The sequence below is a fragment of the Hahella sp. CCB-MM4 genome (assembly GCF_002260525.1).
Taxonomy (GTDB): Bacteria; Pseudomonadota; Gammaproteobacteria; order Pseudomonadales; family Oleiphilaceae; genus Hahella.
Genome location: NZ_MRYI01000005.1, coordinates 23174 through 36874 on the forward strand (window position 1 = coordinate 23174; position 13701 = coordinate 36874).

At 49.2% G+C, this 13701-nt stretch carries 13 protein-coding genes; 1 reads left to right on the forward strand and 12 read right to left on the reverse strand.

The features are described from left to right. Nucleotides 1–62: 62 nt before the first annotated feature. From BTA51_RS11250 to BTA51_RS11300, 11 genes are all read right to left on the reverse strand, one after another. On the reverse strand, nucleotides 63–4562 hold the full coding sequence (locus BTA51_RS11250; RefSeq protein WP_094707562.1) for an efflux RND transporter permease subunit: 4500 nt from the start codon (nucleotides 4560–4562) through the stop codon (nucleotides 63–65). A gap of 17 nt (nucleotides 4563–4579) precedes the next feature. Then, nucleotides 4580–5584, reverse strand: coding sequence for an efflux RND transporter periplasmic adaptor subunit (locus tag BTA51_RS11255; protein ID WP_094707563.1), 1005 nt, complete (start codon nucleotides 5582–5584; stop codon nucleotides 4580–4582). 192 nt (nucleotides 5585–5776) lie between these two features. Continuing rightward, entirely contained in the window at nucleotides 5777–6670 is an 894-nt protein-coding gene (locus BTA51_RS11260; protein ID WP_094707564.1) for an EamA family transporter, read from the reverse strand. Between the two features lie 142 nt (nucleotides 6671–6812). Next, complete coding sequence (locus BTA51_RS11265; protein WP_094707565.1) at nucleotides 6813–8042, reverse strand: type II toxin-antitoxin system HipA family toxin; 1230 nt, start codon at nucleotides 8040–8042, stop codon at nucleotides 6813–6815. Next, entirely contained in the window at nucleotides 8042–8305 is a 264-nt protein-coding gene (locus BTA51_RS11270) for a helix-turn-helix transcriptional regulator (protein ID WP_094707566.1), read from the reverse strand. Before BTA51_RS11270 ends, BTA51_RS11265 begins: the two co-directional genes overlap by 1 nt. A gap of 130 nt (nucleotides 8306–8435) precedes the next feature. Next, nucleotides 8436–9173 carry a type VI secretion IcmF C-terminal domain-containing protein gene (locus BTA51_RS11275; protein ID WP_168188133.1) on the reverse strand — a complete coding sequence of 246 codons (738 nt, stop codon included), beginning with the start codon at nucleotides 9171–9173 and terminating at the stop codon, nucleotides 8436–8438. A 32-nt stretch (nucleotides 9174–9205) separates the two neighbouring features. Beyond that, nucleotides 9206–9799, reverse strand: a complete 594-nt coding sequence (locus BTA51_RS11280) for a DUF4166 domain-containing protein (protein WP_094707568.1) — start codon at nucleotides 9797–9799, stop codon at nucleotides 9206–9208. A 55-nt stretch (nucleotides 9800–9854) separates the two neighbouring features. Continuing rightward, nucleotides 9855–10022, reverse strand: coding sequence for a hypothetical protein (locus BTA51_RS30155; RefSeq protein WP_168188134.1), 168 nt, complete (start codon nucleotides 10020–10022; stop codon nucleotides 9855–9857). 95 nt (nucleotides 10023–10117) lie between these two features. Next, a complete protein-coding gene (locus BTA51_RS11290) occupies nucleotides 10118–10699 on the reverse strand; it encodes an imm11 family protein (protein WP_094707570.1) in 582 nt (193 codons plus the stop codon). Nucleotides 10700–10718: 19 nt separating this feature from the next. Continuing rightward, entirely contained in the window at nucleotides 10719–11381 is a 663-nt protein-coding gene (locus BTA51_RS11295) for a hypothetical protein (RefSeq protein WP_094707571.1), read from the reverse strand. After that, nucleotides 11374–11721, reverse strand: coding sequence for a hypothetical protein (locus BTA51_RS11300; RefSeq protein ID WP_094707572.1), 348 nt, complete (start codon nucleotides 11719–11721; stop codon nucleotides 11374–11376). The genes BTA51_RS11295 and BTA51_RS11300 overlap by 8 nt, the downstream gene beginning before the upstream one ends. A 203-nt stretch (nucleotides 11722–11924) precedes the next feature. Here BTA51_RS11300 and BTA51_RS11305 point away from each other — a divergent pair, with 203 nt between their 5' ends. Beyond that, on the forward strand, nucleotides 11925–12476 hold the full coding sequence (locus BTA51_RS11305) for a bifunctional 2-polyprenyl-6-hydroxyphenol methylase/3-demethylubiquinol 3-O-methyltransferase UbiG (protein WP_094707573.1): 552 nt from the start codon (nucleotides 11925–11927) through the stop codon (nucleotides 12474–12476). Between the two features lie 2 nt (nucleotides 12477–12478). On the opposite strand, the gene BTA51_RS11310 is transcribed toward BTA51_RS11305, so the two are convergent. Then, nucleotides 12479–13624 carry an HNH endonuclease gene (locus tag BTA51_RS11310; protein WP_094707574.1) on the reverse strand — a complete coding sequence of 382 codons (1146 nt, stop codon included), beginning with the start codon at nucleotides 13622–13624 and terminating at the stop codon, nucleotides 12479–12481. Between the last annotated feature and the right edge of the window lie 77 nt (nucleotides 13625–13701).

Here is a 13701-nt window from a genome sequence, read left to right on the forward strand (position 1 = left end):
TAACTGTCTATCTAAGTGGCTTTTTACCTATAGGAATTATCTTTATGAAATTATTGTGACAGTCAGGCAGCCTGAGAATATGTCTGAAGCTCTGGAATCTGCTCAATATCCGCTGGAGGAATATCCCCCATGCCCCGAACAGAGGGCATTGTGAGCCCCAGCGAAGTCAAAAGAATCACAATCAAGCCTGCGCCACTGATTGCCGTACCAACCGAAGTCAGATCAATAACATACCCTGTAATGGCTGAGGAAATGGGCATGAGCCCAAGAATACAGAACATCAGAATACTCATGACTCTGCCCATATAGGTATCCGGGGTGCGGGCCTGAAACCAGGTGGTGCCGGCGATCATGATAATACCGCCACAGATCCCCGTCGCCATTTGAAGAGCGCAGGCATTAATCAAACTCTCGGTCTGTCCCAGACAGAAGAAACTCACGCCACTAACCAGATCACAGCAGAGCACCACAATTCCCAGCTTTGGCGCGCCATTGATCCGGGTCATGGCGATGATGGCACCGATCACTGTGCCAATGCCCACCATCGCATAGAGCCCGCCATAAGCGGCTTCAGACAAATCCAAGACATTCTTGGTATAAAGCGGTAGTGCCGCCAGCATGGTTCCGTGGATACATAGCGACACCAGGATCAGATACCCCAGCACCATTCGAATACCCCGGTCATGCCAACAGAAGATAAACCCACGCGATACCATTCTATAGAGATTCATCTCCCTCACCGGTTTGATATGCACCCGTATTGATGACAACAACAAAATAGAAAGCATCAGCCCCACAGCATCTACCATGAACGCCATGGCAAAGCTCTTATAGTCAGTCAGTTCATCCGGTACCTCGGTATACTGACGCCCCATCCATAACAGCAATCCCGCCAGCACCGGGCCAATCACCTGAGCCACCTGCCCGGTTCCCATCACCAGCCCATTGCCACGCCCCAGTTCTTCAGACGGGAGCAGCGCAGGCAGCACCGACTGGGAAGCCGGCATGGAGACCGAACCAAACGTACCGAACATGAGTGCGAACACATAGATCATCCACAATGGGGTGTATTCCATGTACACCAGTGCGGCAAAGCTGGCCAGCGACAACATGAACAGCGTCCGGCTGACCATCAACACACGAATGGGTGATAACCGATCCGCCAGCGCACCACCAAACAGAATAAAGAAACCATGGGGCAAACTCAGCGTGGCGAGCACTGTGCTGGTGATAATGGCATCATCATCGGTCAGGGACAGTACCAGCCAGGGCAGCGCCACGGTGGTAAAAAAACTGCCGATCTGGGCGATACCGGTACCTGCCCAGTGCAACTTGAAATCCAGGTTGGTCAGCATGAACCCTTTTCGAATCTGATCTTCGGACTCCACGGTGAACATATTGTAGAGAATGGGCACGACCAGCAGGCTCAACAGCGTGGATAGCCCCAATCCGCCAATGAGTGCCCAGCCCATCGGCGCCCACATGTCTGATCCGGACAAGGTCAACGGCAGCAGTCCACCAATGGTGGTAACCGTCGTCAGCAAAATCGGCGTCAACCGAACACAACCCGCGTTACAGATCGCCTCTCGCCGATGGACACCGGAGGCAATCTGCTGGTTGGCATAATCGATGAGAATAATGGCATTGTTCACCACAATCCCCATCAAAGAGGTCAACCCAACGAAAGCCGTAAAGGAAAACGTCAGGCCGGTGACATAAAGCGCCAGAATGGTGCCGGTCATGGCAAAGGGAATGGCGGAGAAAATAATCAGTGGCTGGCTCAGCGATCGGAACTGCGCCACCAGCACGGCAAATATACCCAACATAGCAATAAAGATGGCCTTCAGCAGTGCCCCAAAGCCTTCGTCCCGATTTTCTTCTTCACCGCCGAAGTTATAACTGACGCCTCTTGGCAAGTGCAGTTTTTTCAATTGTTCATCGAGTTCTTCCACAACATCCGCCACGTTGTAGTCGGGCAGGACATCTGACGATACCGGCGATACCCGCTGCATATCGATGTGTTGCAACCGGGTCAGAGAGGTCTGCAATTTAAGTTCGGCAATCTGGCCGAACGGCACCATCACACCGGTAGCCGTGGGAATCTGTAAGTAGGACAGAGCCTCAATATCCGGTTCCGTCGACTCGATCACCTGTTCTGCAGCCCCTAAAGGTAGAGACACCCGCAGCCTGATCGGATAGTTATCGCCGTTTGCCTGCTTGAAGGTCCCGATCTCACTCCCTACCAGGGTAGCCCGCACAGCCCGGTCAATCGTGTCCAGCGAAATACCCAACAATGCAGCTTTCTCCCGGTTGATCTCCACTTTAAGATCGATCCGGTTCATACCGATAGGGTTACTGATATCGACGGTCCCCTCGGTTTTCCGCATCACGGCTTCCACCTGTTTCGCCGCATGACGAATATCCGCCAGATTGTCGCCGATCACTCGCACGGTGATCGGAGCCCCCGAAGGTGGCCCCTGGTGAAACTCACGCACCCTGGCTTTCAATCCCGGTAACCGGGCGTAGCGCTCCCGCAGTTGCGCGACATAGGGTTCGACGACATCCAGTTCTGACTGATTCAGCCGGACAAACAGTTGTCCATAGTTGGCTCCCTGGCCTCCACGGCCCTCGTTATAGTAGATACGGGGATTTCCCTGCCCCACATTGACGGCCACATTCTCCACCAGGGCATCCCGCTCCAGTTCACCGGCCAGTCCCAGAGCTGACTGCTCCATGTCTTCGAAGCGGGTTCCTTCCGGCGCTTCCAGATTGATCAGCAGCATCGGTTTCTCCGCTTTGGGAAACATGCTGACGCCCACTTCGGAGAACAGATTGAGCGTGCCCACCAGAAATACCACAGCCACCAACAACACTCTGAGCGGGCGGTCCAAGGCCGCATTGAGCCAGCGGCGATAGCGGTGTTCGGCAAAGTGATCCAGACGACGCTGAACCGGCGTTTCCCGGTGTTGCCGGGCAAGGAACCTCCCGGCCAGTAACGGCGTCACCGTGAGTGCCACCAGCAGACTGGCGAACAGAGTTAACACCACGGTCACTGGCATGGATCGGATGAATGCACCGGAACCGTTCTGCATCAACAGCATCGGTAGAAACGACAGCACCGTCGTCAGGGTACCGCTAAAAATGGATCCCGCCACCTGTCCCACACCGCGCTCGACGGCCTGCATACGGTTCTTATCCATCTCCCGGCGTACGTTATCCACCACCACAATGGCGTTATCCACTAACAGTCCCAGGGCAATCACCAGGCCGACAATGGACATTTGCTGCAACCCGAATCCGGTAAGATCCAGCCAACCGATTCCGATCATGATGGACAACGGTATGGCCAACACCACGACCAGACTCGGCCGCCATCCCATCACCAGAAACACCATGGCACCAACCAGCAAAACACCCTGCAACAGGTTGCCGAAGAAACCGCTCACCTGTTTCTTTACGCTTTTGCTTTGTTCCAACACCCGGTGGAGCTGCACTCCTCGCGGGAGTTCTTCCTTTTCAAAATCCTCCAGACGTTTATCGATAATCTCCATCACGCTGAAGATCTGGCTTCCCTTGCGCTGGACCACACTCAGAAACACCGCCTGCTTTCCCTGGTAATAAGCCTGATAGCTGGGAAAGCGATTACCCAGCGCCACTTCGGCCACATCCCGCAAATACACCAGCCGATCCGCCCGGCTGCTGATAACGATATTTTCGATTTGTTCCAGACTGGTGAAATCGCCGCTGGTGCGCACATTAAACCGGCTCTTGCCGGAGTTACCGTGCCCCCCCGGCAGGTTCAGCGCACTGCTGTCCAGCACTTTGATCACCTGATCCAGGCTCAGTCCCAGCGCATGAAGTTTCATGGCATCCACTGACACTTCGACTTCCAGTTCCGGCAGCGCATCGATGTCGACCCGCTCCACACCGACCACTCTTTCCAGGCGGGTCTCCAGCGTTTCCGCCAGGGTCTTCATTGTCTGGGTATCAAAGCTATTTCTGGTGTTAGAGCTATTTCTGGTGTTAGAACTGTTTCTGATATAAGAGCTGTTCCTGATATCAGAGCTATTGCTGGTACTAAAGCCAGAGCTGTTGCTGGTACTAAAACCAAGGCTATCGAGAGGGTCCGCCGTCAACGCCAGTTGCAGCATCGCCACTTCCGTGGGCGAGACTTTTTCCACATTCACTTCAATCACGCCATCCGGCAGTTGATCGCGCACCCGATTAATGATGGAAACAGTGCCGTCGTATTTCTCCTGAGCATCACTGCCGTATAGGAATTCCACCCCAATCGTCACCAGGCCGTCGCTGATATCGGAGGTGATTTTGCGGATGTCATCAATTTGATTGAGGGATTCTTCCAGAGGATCGGCAACCAGGGACTCCATGTCCGCCGCCGACACACCGGGATCGACAACCGTGACGATCGTCATGGGAAAGTCCAGTTGGGGATCTTCCGAACGGGGCATGGTGTTGAAGGAAACGATACCGATAATGACCAACAACAGCATCAGTATCCAGGTTAATTGGTGATGGCGCAGTGCCAGTTTGATCAAGGACATCAGCGGGCTCCCGGCACTTATCGCACAATGGTCACGGGTTCATTGGCAACCACATAGGGAGTCCCCTGCCAGACCACTTTGACGCCGGCCTCCAGTCCCTCGGTCACCGCCACCTGTCCATGGTTCAGATATCCGATACGCACCTGTTGCAGTTGAGCACGATTCTCTTCATCCAATACCCACACCTGCCCCTTATAGCCGTCACCGCTCAATAGTGCGGTAAAAGGAAGCATCACCACCTGCTCCCGATAGCCGGGCTGAATCTCACAATGAGCAATCAGTCCGGAAAGCAATCGCTCCGGCGGATTCACCAGCCGCAATTCAGTACTGAACGTTTGATTCAACGGGTCCGCCCGACCGGAGATTTCAATCACCTCCGAATCAAAGTAACGGCCCGGGTAAGCGTCTAAGCGGATTTTGGCTTTATCCCCGATATTCACCCGCAGCGCATCCCTGTCTGTCAGCCCCAGCCTCACGACCCAGCCGGAATCCTCGATGGCAAACCGAAAGGCTCCCTGCCCCGGCTCTATCCACTCGTTGGGCTCAATGGTCCTCTCGAGCACCACGCCATCTCCCGGCGCCTTGATGACCGCATGCTGCAAGTTGAACTCAGCAATCCTGAAATTCGCTTCGGCCACAGCCAGATTGGTTTCCAGCTCCTGGTAATTGTCCATGGAAATAAGATCCTGTTGCTTCAACGAACGAGCCCGGTCAAAACTCTTCCGGCTTCGCTCCATCAGCGCCTTGGCCTTTTTCCACTGGGCCTGCATCTCATCGAGATTCAACGTGGCCAGCAACTCCCCCTGCTTCACCCGCTGCCCGGCACGCGCCTTCACCTCCTTTACAATGCCATCCACCTTGAACGACAGCACCTGCTCAGACCGGTTCACCAACTGCCCGCTACTGCGCACCGTCCTCACATCCTCCACCACTTCCGCCGTCAATACCTTCACCGGTACAGCTTCAGTGGCCATCGCATCAACACACGCCAGGAACCCCAACAGCATCAAGAAAGCTTTCATCGTTCTGTCCTTACTGATGTTTCTGTTTCAGCACAATGTTTACAGGGGAAACATTTGAATTGCCTACATCATAGACAGTCACATACAGGAAGTACTCAGCCCAAAGGGCACTACCCTGAAAATGAATGGTGGGAGGAGAAGGGGGAGTTATGGGGGGAGGAAAGTTGAAGCTACCAGAATGGCGGCTTCTGATTATCCGGTATAACCTGCCAACGCCACACTCATAACGCTAAGCAGAATCAGTCCACCGCCAATCCATTCCTGCTTTTGTATCGACTCGGCAAAGCGAAATTTCGAGTAGTATAAGGTTCCCATTACCTCGATCTGCCCAAGAGTTTTCACTAAGGCTGGATGCATCAGGGAAAACGCGGTAAACCAACCAATGGAGCCCAATGCGCTGTACAGCCCCACTTTGCCACTGAGCGACGGATCAGTGCGAAATGCGTGCAGAGGATTGCCTGTGTGTCGGGTTTGTATCAGCCAGAGTACCAGTGTCTGAATCAGCAACACATAGGCCAGAGTCACCCCGGCACGGACGGAAAAGTGCCCCTGCAACTGGCTACTGGCATAGGCAACGCATACCGACGTGATGGCAAAGCAAAGGCCACTGGCCAGCCCCAGCAGAGTGTTAGCCTGTAACAGATCACGCCAACCAAGCCGTGTATTTTTTTGACTCAAGACCAGAATCCCGATGACTCCAATAAATATGCCCAGCCAGGACAACCAGGTCAGGGTATGGGTAAAAAACGCCAGCCCTAACAGGGCCGTCATCAGCGCTTCTGTCTTGGCAAACAAAGTACCGCTGGCATAACTGCGGGTCTGAAACAGCCGCAACATAAAATAGGTGGCGGCAATTTGCGTCAGCGCCCCTAAAGTGGCAGGCACATAGAACGACCAGTCGCCACCCGCTTCCAACGGACCAAACCACTGAAAACACATCCAGCAATACAGTAAAACAAAGGGCAACCCGAACAGCGAACGCGCCAACGTTGCATGAAGAGTCCCTGATTCCTTGGACAGGGTATTCTGGTGAGCTGTCCGCATGGATTGAAACAGCGCCGCCAGCATAGTAAAGCTAATCCACATGGAGAATTTCCTTCTGGGTGACGGAAAGGCAGCATCGCTTGAGATAAGGCAGAAGTAAAAGGAATAAATTTAATAGATTCTATTCCTATGAGGAATAGCTAGTGAGAATTAGCAGTTAGCCTGATCCGCTACTGGGTTCGATCTACTTTTTTAAATAGCTATCCAACTTTCGTGGTTTTTTCCGCTTTGCGGAACTTCGATAACCTGCGCTGGATGATAGTGCCATTGAGTGGTCCAGACTGTTGGATACAGCATCAAAAAACTCAGGATACTCAGTTTTGAAATCAGATTTTTTTAACGAATCAGATACCAGGTCACCCAACTGTTCAATTATTGAATCTGGATCTTTCAGGCCTATTCCTATTCCAAATTTAACCAGCCCCTCCCTGGTCGGGAACTCCTTGGATCCATTCATTTTAAGAGCAAGCCCATCTTCCATGTCTGGATATAAGGATGTGCAAACGACGTCATATAGCGGCGCCAACCATGGTTGTTCGCTTGGGTGCTCGTATAGAAGAGCAAAATTCTTCAAGTGTGCATCACCATTTCGAACAATACAGCTAAAGACCACATAGCGGTAATATTCAATCAAACCTTCAGGACCTACACGATATAGTGGCCCAGCCACCTTAGCCCCAGATTCATAGGAAGACCTATATCTATCCCCCCCCTGTTTCCCCATGAGCACGCAATAATCTTCCATACCCAGCTGCAAGCCATTCCTCTGGTCAAAACGCTTAAGAACAAGCAATTCCTGGTTATCTGAAAGCCAGACATCAGGTACCGCAATTCCAGCTTCTCTGGCAAACGAGAGACATAAATACTCATTCAATGCCAAACGAGGAAATTCGGGGCCTCCAGTTTTAACAATGTATTGAGGAGATACCAAAGATGAACGCTCTTCGCCCGCATTCAACAATACTTTCGGTTGAACACCAGACAAAGTTCCATTAAACACATGCCGCCTCAAAAGACTCTGAAACAACCCTTCTCCACTCCAGGCCAAAATTTCCTCAAGCGAGTCTGTTTCGACTTCTTCGCGTTCAATAACACTCTTATACGACAGTCTTCCAATACCGTTTTTTCCCTGCAGTGCCAAGAATAACAGGTCATCAATTTTGGTGTACCTGATCAACAAGTCTGATAAATAGCGTCGTATAAAGCCTTCCGGCAAATTCATTTCGAAAATAGGATGCAAAACACCGCTATTATATGGCTCCGCCTTAATGGGCATGGTTTTAGATACAGGGGTGGCGTCAGGTAGATAGGTAAACTGGTATTGGGCTGGCTTAGTAAGACCTCCGGCAATTCCTTCCGGTAGCTCTACAGTAACAGCTTCAATTTTATCAGGAAGATTGCGTAAATGGTCCATTAATCTTCATCCTCAAAAATGGCTGGCAGCTCGTCCAAAGTCGGTAACCGATAGGTAGTCGCCTGCAATGTCAGATTCAGAAAATTCAGGCATTGAAGATACTTACCCAAACTACCAACGTATTCCCCGGATTCCATTCTCCCAATTTCGTTTCTGTGAGCACCGATCCTGTCTGCCAATGCTTGCTGGCTCAGTTTCATTTCCTTACGGCGCTGCTTGATGAGAGATCCGATTTTTATGAGGTCGTGATGTTTATTCATCATAATACGCACGAGTATAGAATTATTTCCATACAAATGCACAAATATTAATGCACATTTAATAAAAAACACATAATGCACTTATATTTGTGCTCGCAATAAAAGACAGCGATGAATCCGGTAATGCCAACCGCTATTGAATCGTCTCTGGGCAATGATACTCTGACAACGCCTGAAATACGTTAAGGCTGGAAGGATGGGCCACTTTTATCTGATAAATCACATTCAATTCATCAAAATCAAATCGGGCTTGGCCGCTTTCATTGGAGTCCAATGTAATATGCGCTTTGTTCAACATGCGGAACAACGCCCAGTCGCCGGCAAACTCATATCCTTTACTGTCACCGTTCAAGCGTTCCACTACCAATTTCGCGCCTGGGGATGGCGTTGGCCATGACACTTCAGCCCATAACCGGGGACCCAAAGTAGAAGGTCCTTCAGTACCTCCAACATTCATCAATACTCGCCTGATCGAAGGCGACATTGTCGATGGCTTGAAGCTCATTCGATAATTCGCTCGCGGCCCATTCTCCGAAAAAAAGGCTCTCTGGATTAAACGTCCTGCATTCACCTGTTTCACAAAGTCATCTGAGAATACCGTAGTACTTGTTTTTGTAGACTCCCCATTGTCACCCCAATAGGCTTGTAGATATTCCTGATAAAAAGATTGCCACGTTCCTCCTGGACCGAAGTAATCCTCGAAAGAGGTCAGGGATACCTCTTTGCTTGCATCTGGACTGAAAGGATATCGCTCTTTCAAAGCGGCGCATTCCGGGTACACCTTGTTGCGCCATTGTTCCTCAATCTCGGATTTCGCACCATCCTGTGTTGTGGTTCCGTAGCTGCTGCAACCTGCCACTAACAGGGGCATAGCCAATATCCCTATCCGGACTAAATACCGAGTCATTCCAACACCTCAAACTGCCCTTTGTATTCATAGATCTTACCCCACCAGGGATGCGAAATATTCGTGCTCATCTCAAACGTCTGGTCATTAACGGCTCGCTCTTCTGCATAACTTTCTCCCATCATCCAACCAATCGGTAGTGGGATAAATCGTCCCAGCAGGTGTAACACATATCCCCGGTGAGAAAGCACCACTTTTTCGCCATCCCATGAATAGCGCATCCGCCAGCCCAACCCGAATCGCATGATCTCAATGACCTCGTCTTCCTTGACTTGAACCATCCGCGAGTGAAAAACATAGGGGCCAGATTTAAAGTCAAAACGGCGAACAAAATGGAAGGCTTTGGAGTTCGGATCACTCCTGAATTCCACTGTCACCGGAACGTCATTTTCGCTATAGGCGGGAATCTGTCCCATGGCCTTCATCAATGGCGCGATCCATTTCAAGGGAGCTCTGCATATCACGTTCAACTTCCCTTTCACCACAGTAACATCATCCGTGTAGGGACGGTTGGCGTAATGTTTTTGCATCACGATAGGTAGAGCATTCCAGCTCTGACCGAATATCGGTTGGAAAATCGGTTCACTCATATGGGCTTTATCATTTTTAGTTAGGGGCAACTTGAATCAGGACCATTTTTATTAATCATTCAGGAAACTCATTTTCTTTGGGCTTCCCAACTTTCACCAAAAGCGCAGCGATGGTTACTGCCAGCATGATGAGAAAAGCTTTCTGGCCGAAAACATTAAAGAACTTCCAGGACGCTGTTGCCAATACAACGCAAGCCAACAGGAAAAGGATACTTCTAACCATGATGTATCGACCAATCCTCGCCATATGACGTAGTGGTCTTGGTGAATAAAATATATTTATCCATTAACAATCCGTTGCCTAAATCATTCCATTTACTATTGTGCCGTGCCGTAGCTGTCGCCTACAGGGTTTGCCAGATCAACATGGAAGTACACACCAGTTAATCTGTTTTCTTCTATTAGTTCTTTAACCATTCCGCTGCAGAATATCCCTTGGAAGCTGTCAATTTCAGCTCTGAAGACTGGAATTTCTCCCATAACATCTTCACGAAATCCAAAGTGTTCCAGATTACCGTGTTTATCATATCCAGTTAGCTTCGAATCAAGCCCGTCTAGCTTTTCTGCAATTGTCAGAACATTAAAGAGATATCCACTACCACCTTCAAAAGTCACAGGTAGAAATTCCCCATGGCCGTCAAAAACATTCTTGAGCACATCATATGCCCGACTACTGATAAATAACTCACCGTCGACTTCAGCTAAATCAGGAACGACATCCTTAGTTGAGCTCTCGGGTGGACGAAACACTATATGAAGCGGCTCCTTCCATACTTCAGCATATTCAATTGGAGATCGGTTGATGTGAAAAGGGTACGCTCGCCCCAGCTTATTCAGAACTTCACGGGTCGGTATTTCGAACGTGAGAAATTGGTCATCGTGGTGGATGCGATAAATCAATTAGACTCCATTTTGAACATCAAGGTTTCAGAACGGCCAGATGCAAATGTGTCTTAAAACGATCTCCCTGCCCACCAAAGTTATCTCCAACACGAAAGACATGCCTTGTTTTTTCGTCAGTAGTCACTGAATGCGCACCACCATCTCGAAGGGATGCATGTAGATCAGACTTTGGAATCTTGTGATTTTTTATATTGCTAAAAACCCAAAAGTTCAGAGCATTGCTGCACCCCAGAACATTGGCAGCTTTCATTATTGATTCACATACGCCTGAATATAGCTTCCTATTTTCATCGACCAAATGCTGAAACCCCATTTTGTCTTCACCTTCAACATTAAGGTTTTTTACGTAGACATCACAGAGAATATCTTCAGCACTCACTTTAAAGTAATTCATCCCAATTTTTACGGCGACCACTATGTCACTTGCAACCGTTCCATTGACTCCAAATACCCATACCTCATAATCAATGATGGCAGCTCTTTTGATCGTTCCACTGATGAAAGCACTAAAAGGGGAGCAAGATTTACCGTATTTTGCTTTCCACACATCATAATTATCCAGGCATGTCCTTAAGACAAAGTCCTTCTTGTCCTTTCCATTATTCAATATCAGCGAGACATCTACTCTATAGTCGTATCGTCCTTCAGCAAGAGTCATTGCTCCCTTTGGCTTAGTCATCCTCTCCGTCCTCAAGGCAGTCCAGTGCCTCTGACGAAATACCGCAAGCGTAAAATATGCGTCCACTTTCCAGGGCTTCCGCGGCCACTTCGTTTATATCCCTGTTATCCTCGGTTGGTTCAACAAAATTCTTTGGATCGTACTGTTCACATTTTGTGACTTCCATGATCTCCATTTTCAAGTCACTTAGGTACCGATCAAACAGATCAAGCGCCTCTCTCATATTGGTAGCGGGTACAACACCAATACCTACCATATATTCCGAACCATCAAGGTTTTTCGGCGAGTACTCGTCCATTGAGGCTTTATGGTGTATTAGCCAAACTGAGATTATTTCCATGGATTACCTCCAGATTTATCAACCATAAAAATTCTAACGAATACATGCGCAGTGGTCTGTAGCCAAAATAGGATAAATAGGAGCTACATCAGCGCCAAGGATTCCTTTAGTTCTTGAAATAAGACCTCCAATTTACCCCAATTTTGCGATACTGTTTGTATCATTTGCAGGAACCTACGAACCTATATCACCGGCATCGCCAAATGGACAACTTCTACAACCTAAACGCCGACCGGCTCTTCAGCCAATATCAAAGCTTCAGCTTTGAACAGGTTCATAGTGTCTGGTTGGATCTTCTTCCTTCGTCTCCCGGTAGAGCCCTGGATATCGGTGCAGGTTCCGGGCGGGATGCGGCTTGGTTGGCGGATAGAGGTTGGCAGGTAACCGCTGTGGAGCCCGCGGATGACCTTCGACATCGGGCGCAGGAATTCCACCGGAACGAAAACATTCAATGGATGAGAGATTCTCTCCCTAGCCTTACAGAGATTGATAACCGGTACAGGTTTGAACTAATTCTGGTGAGCGCTGTTTGGATGCATCTTTCGCCTGAAGAGCAACAGCTTAGTTTTGATCGATTGAGGCAGCTCCAAACATCTGATGGTGTCTTGGTAATCACTTGGCGAAATGTGGCGGGTGAAACCGAACGGCAGTTTTATGTTGTAGATGAAAGCTTGTTCGATGGAGCTGCCATTTTCCAAGCAGAGGATTTAGAAAAGCGCACAGGAATTATTTGGAAAACGGCTGTTTTCAGGTAACGCTATCTCTTAAATCTGCAATCCCGATGATATTCCATATAAAGCTGATGCTCCCGGCACAGAGACACTGTCATGTTAGTATGGATACCCAGAGTTTCATGATCTTCCAGCTGCTTAGAGAGCATAATCTGGCCCGAGTTTTTAAAACTGACAAATCCCAGATCAAAAGCCTTATCCAGATTGGCGAGTAACAGTATACCGTTAAAAGGATCGAGCCTTTCCTGATCTGTAGATTGAGCCCAGGGTTTAATGTGGGAAGCGATTAAGAAAGGCAACTTTCGATATCCCGTCACCGCACATCGCCCTTTCCAGTATGCAACAAGTTCTTCCCTGAACTTACCCTGACCAATGCGCGTGTTAACTAAATTGACCTTCTGGGTTTCCGGGATATTTTTATCTTGCAGAATATCTTCAATATCCCTTTGCACGTCTGCCTGGGTGATGTCCGAAAGAAAGTCCCTGTAGCATCGGATTGCTGCGCTATACATTCCCTTGCCGACACGATCTCGTTCAACAAACTCCTCCACTTTGGAGACCTGAGACACAATATTTTCGTATTCGTAGAAAGAGCTGATACTCAGCAAACTTTCGCAGGGAAGACCTGCGCTCTGAAGCCATGAAGGAATCGAACTTTTTAGCGCACCAGTGTAGTTCTTGAGAGTCTTTTCCGACTTACCAACACTTCTCCCCCAGCGTTGGAACTGATCCTCTAAGGAGTCCAGATTACTACTTAAACTCTCTTTCAGAATATGCCTGGTGCTTGCATTACGCAGATACTCAAACAGTTCAACATCAAGAAAGGCATATTCGACATGCTTCCGAATGCTCGCTTCACTCAGATTTCGCTGTGATTGAAAATCAACTGCACTCCCCTCATGGAGCTTCAGGTGCCAGACACCAGAGGATGAGAGATGGTAAAAAGGCAGGTACGGATTGTTCTGATCGTTCTTGCTTTTCAGCAGCTCGAAATGAAAGGAGAAGCGGTTTTTAAGTTCATCGTTGAAGTAGATGCTATTGTCGGTGATTCGGCCCAGCTCTATTAGGTCAATGACGGCGAAGAGCATGCAAACTTTGTGGGGTTTTGCATGACCACTAGAGCGATCGGGGCGCAGTGTTGACAGCTTTTCGGCGTAGTAGGTTAGATTCATGAGTCGATATTAGTAGAAAGATATTCGCCTATAAATAGATCTGTCACCTTTTCTCCGCTACTCTACCCCCCCGAATG

What these genes read in the sequence shown, in the direction of transcription:
- BTA51_RS11260 (WP_094707564.1), bottom strand. Translation starts at nt 6,670, where the DNA reads ATGTGGATTAGCTTTACTATGCTGGCGGCGCTGTTTCAATCCATGCGG.
- BTA51_RS11265 (WP_094707565.1), bottom strand. Translation starts at nt 8,042, where the DNA reads ATGGACCATTTACGCAATCTTCCTGATAAAATTGAAGCTGTTACTGTA.
- BTA51_RS30155 (WP_168188134.1), bottom strand. Translation starts at nt 10,022, where the DNA reads ATGGTTAGAAGTATCCTTTTCCTGTTGGCTTGCGTTGTATTGGCAACA.
- BTA51_RS11255 (WP_094707563.1), bottom strand. Translation starts at nt 5,584, where the DNA reads ATGAAAGCTTTCTTGATGCTGTTGGGGTTCCTGGCGTGTGTTGATGCG.
- BTA51_RS11270 (WP_094707566.1), bottom strand. Translation starts at nt 8,305, where the DNA reads ATGATGAATAAACATCACGACCTCATAAAAATCGGATCTCTCATCAAG.
- BTA51_RS11305 (WP_094707573.1), top strand. Translation starts at nt 11,925, where the DNA reads ATGGACAACTTCTACAACCTAAACGCCGACCGGCTCTTCAGCCAATAT.
- BTA51_RS11275 (WP_168188133.1), bottom strand. Translation starts at nt 9,173, where the DNA reads ATGCCCCTGTTAGTGGCAGGTTGCAGCAGCTACGGAACCACAACACAG.
- BTA51_RS11250 (WP_094707562.1), bottom strand. Translation starts at nt 4,562, where the DNA reads ATGTCCTTGATCAAACTGGCACTGCGCCATCACCAATTAACCTGGATA.
- BTA51_RS11280 (WP_094707568.1), bottom strand. Translation starts at nt 9,799, where the DNA reads ATGAGTGAACCGATTTTCCAACCGATATTCGGTCAGAGCTGGAATGCT.
- BTA51_RS11310 (WP_094707574.1), bottom strand. Translation starts at nt 13,624, where the DNA reads ATGAATCTAACCTACTACGCCGAAAAGCTGTCAACACTGCGCCCCGAT.
- BTA51_RS11300 (WP_094707572.1), bottom strand. Translation starts at nt 11,721, where the DNA reads ATGGAAATAATCTCAGTTTGGCTAATACACCATAAAGCCTCAATGGAC.
- BTA51_RS11295 (WP_094707571.1), bottom strand. Translation starts at nt 11,381, where the DNA reads ATGACTAAGCCAAAGGGAGCAATGACTCTTGCTGAAGGACGATACGAC.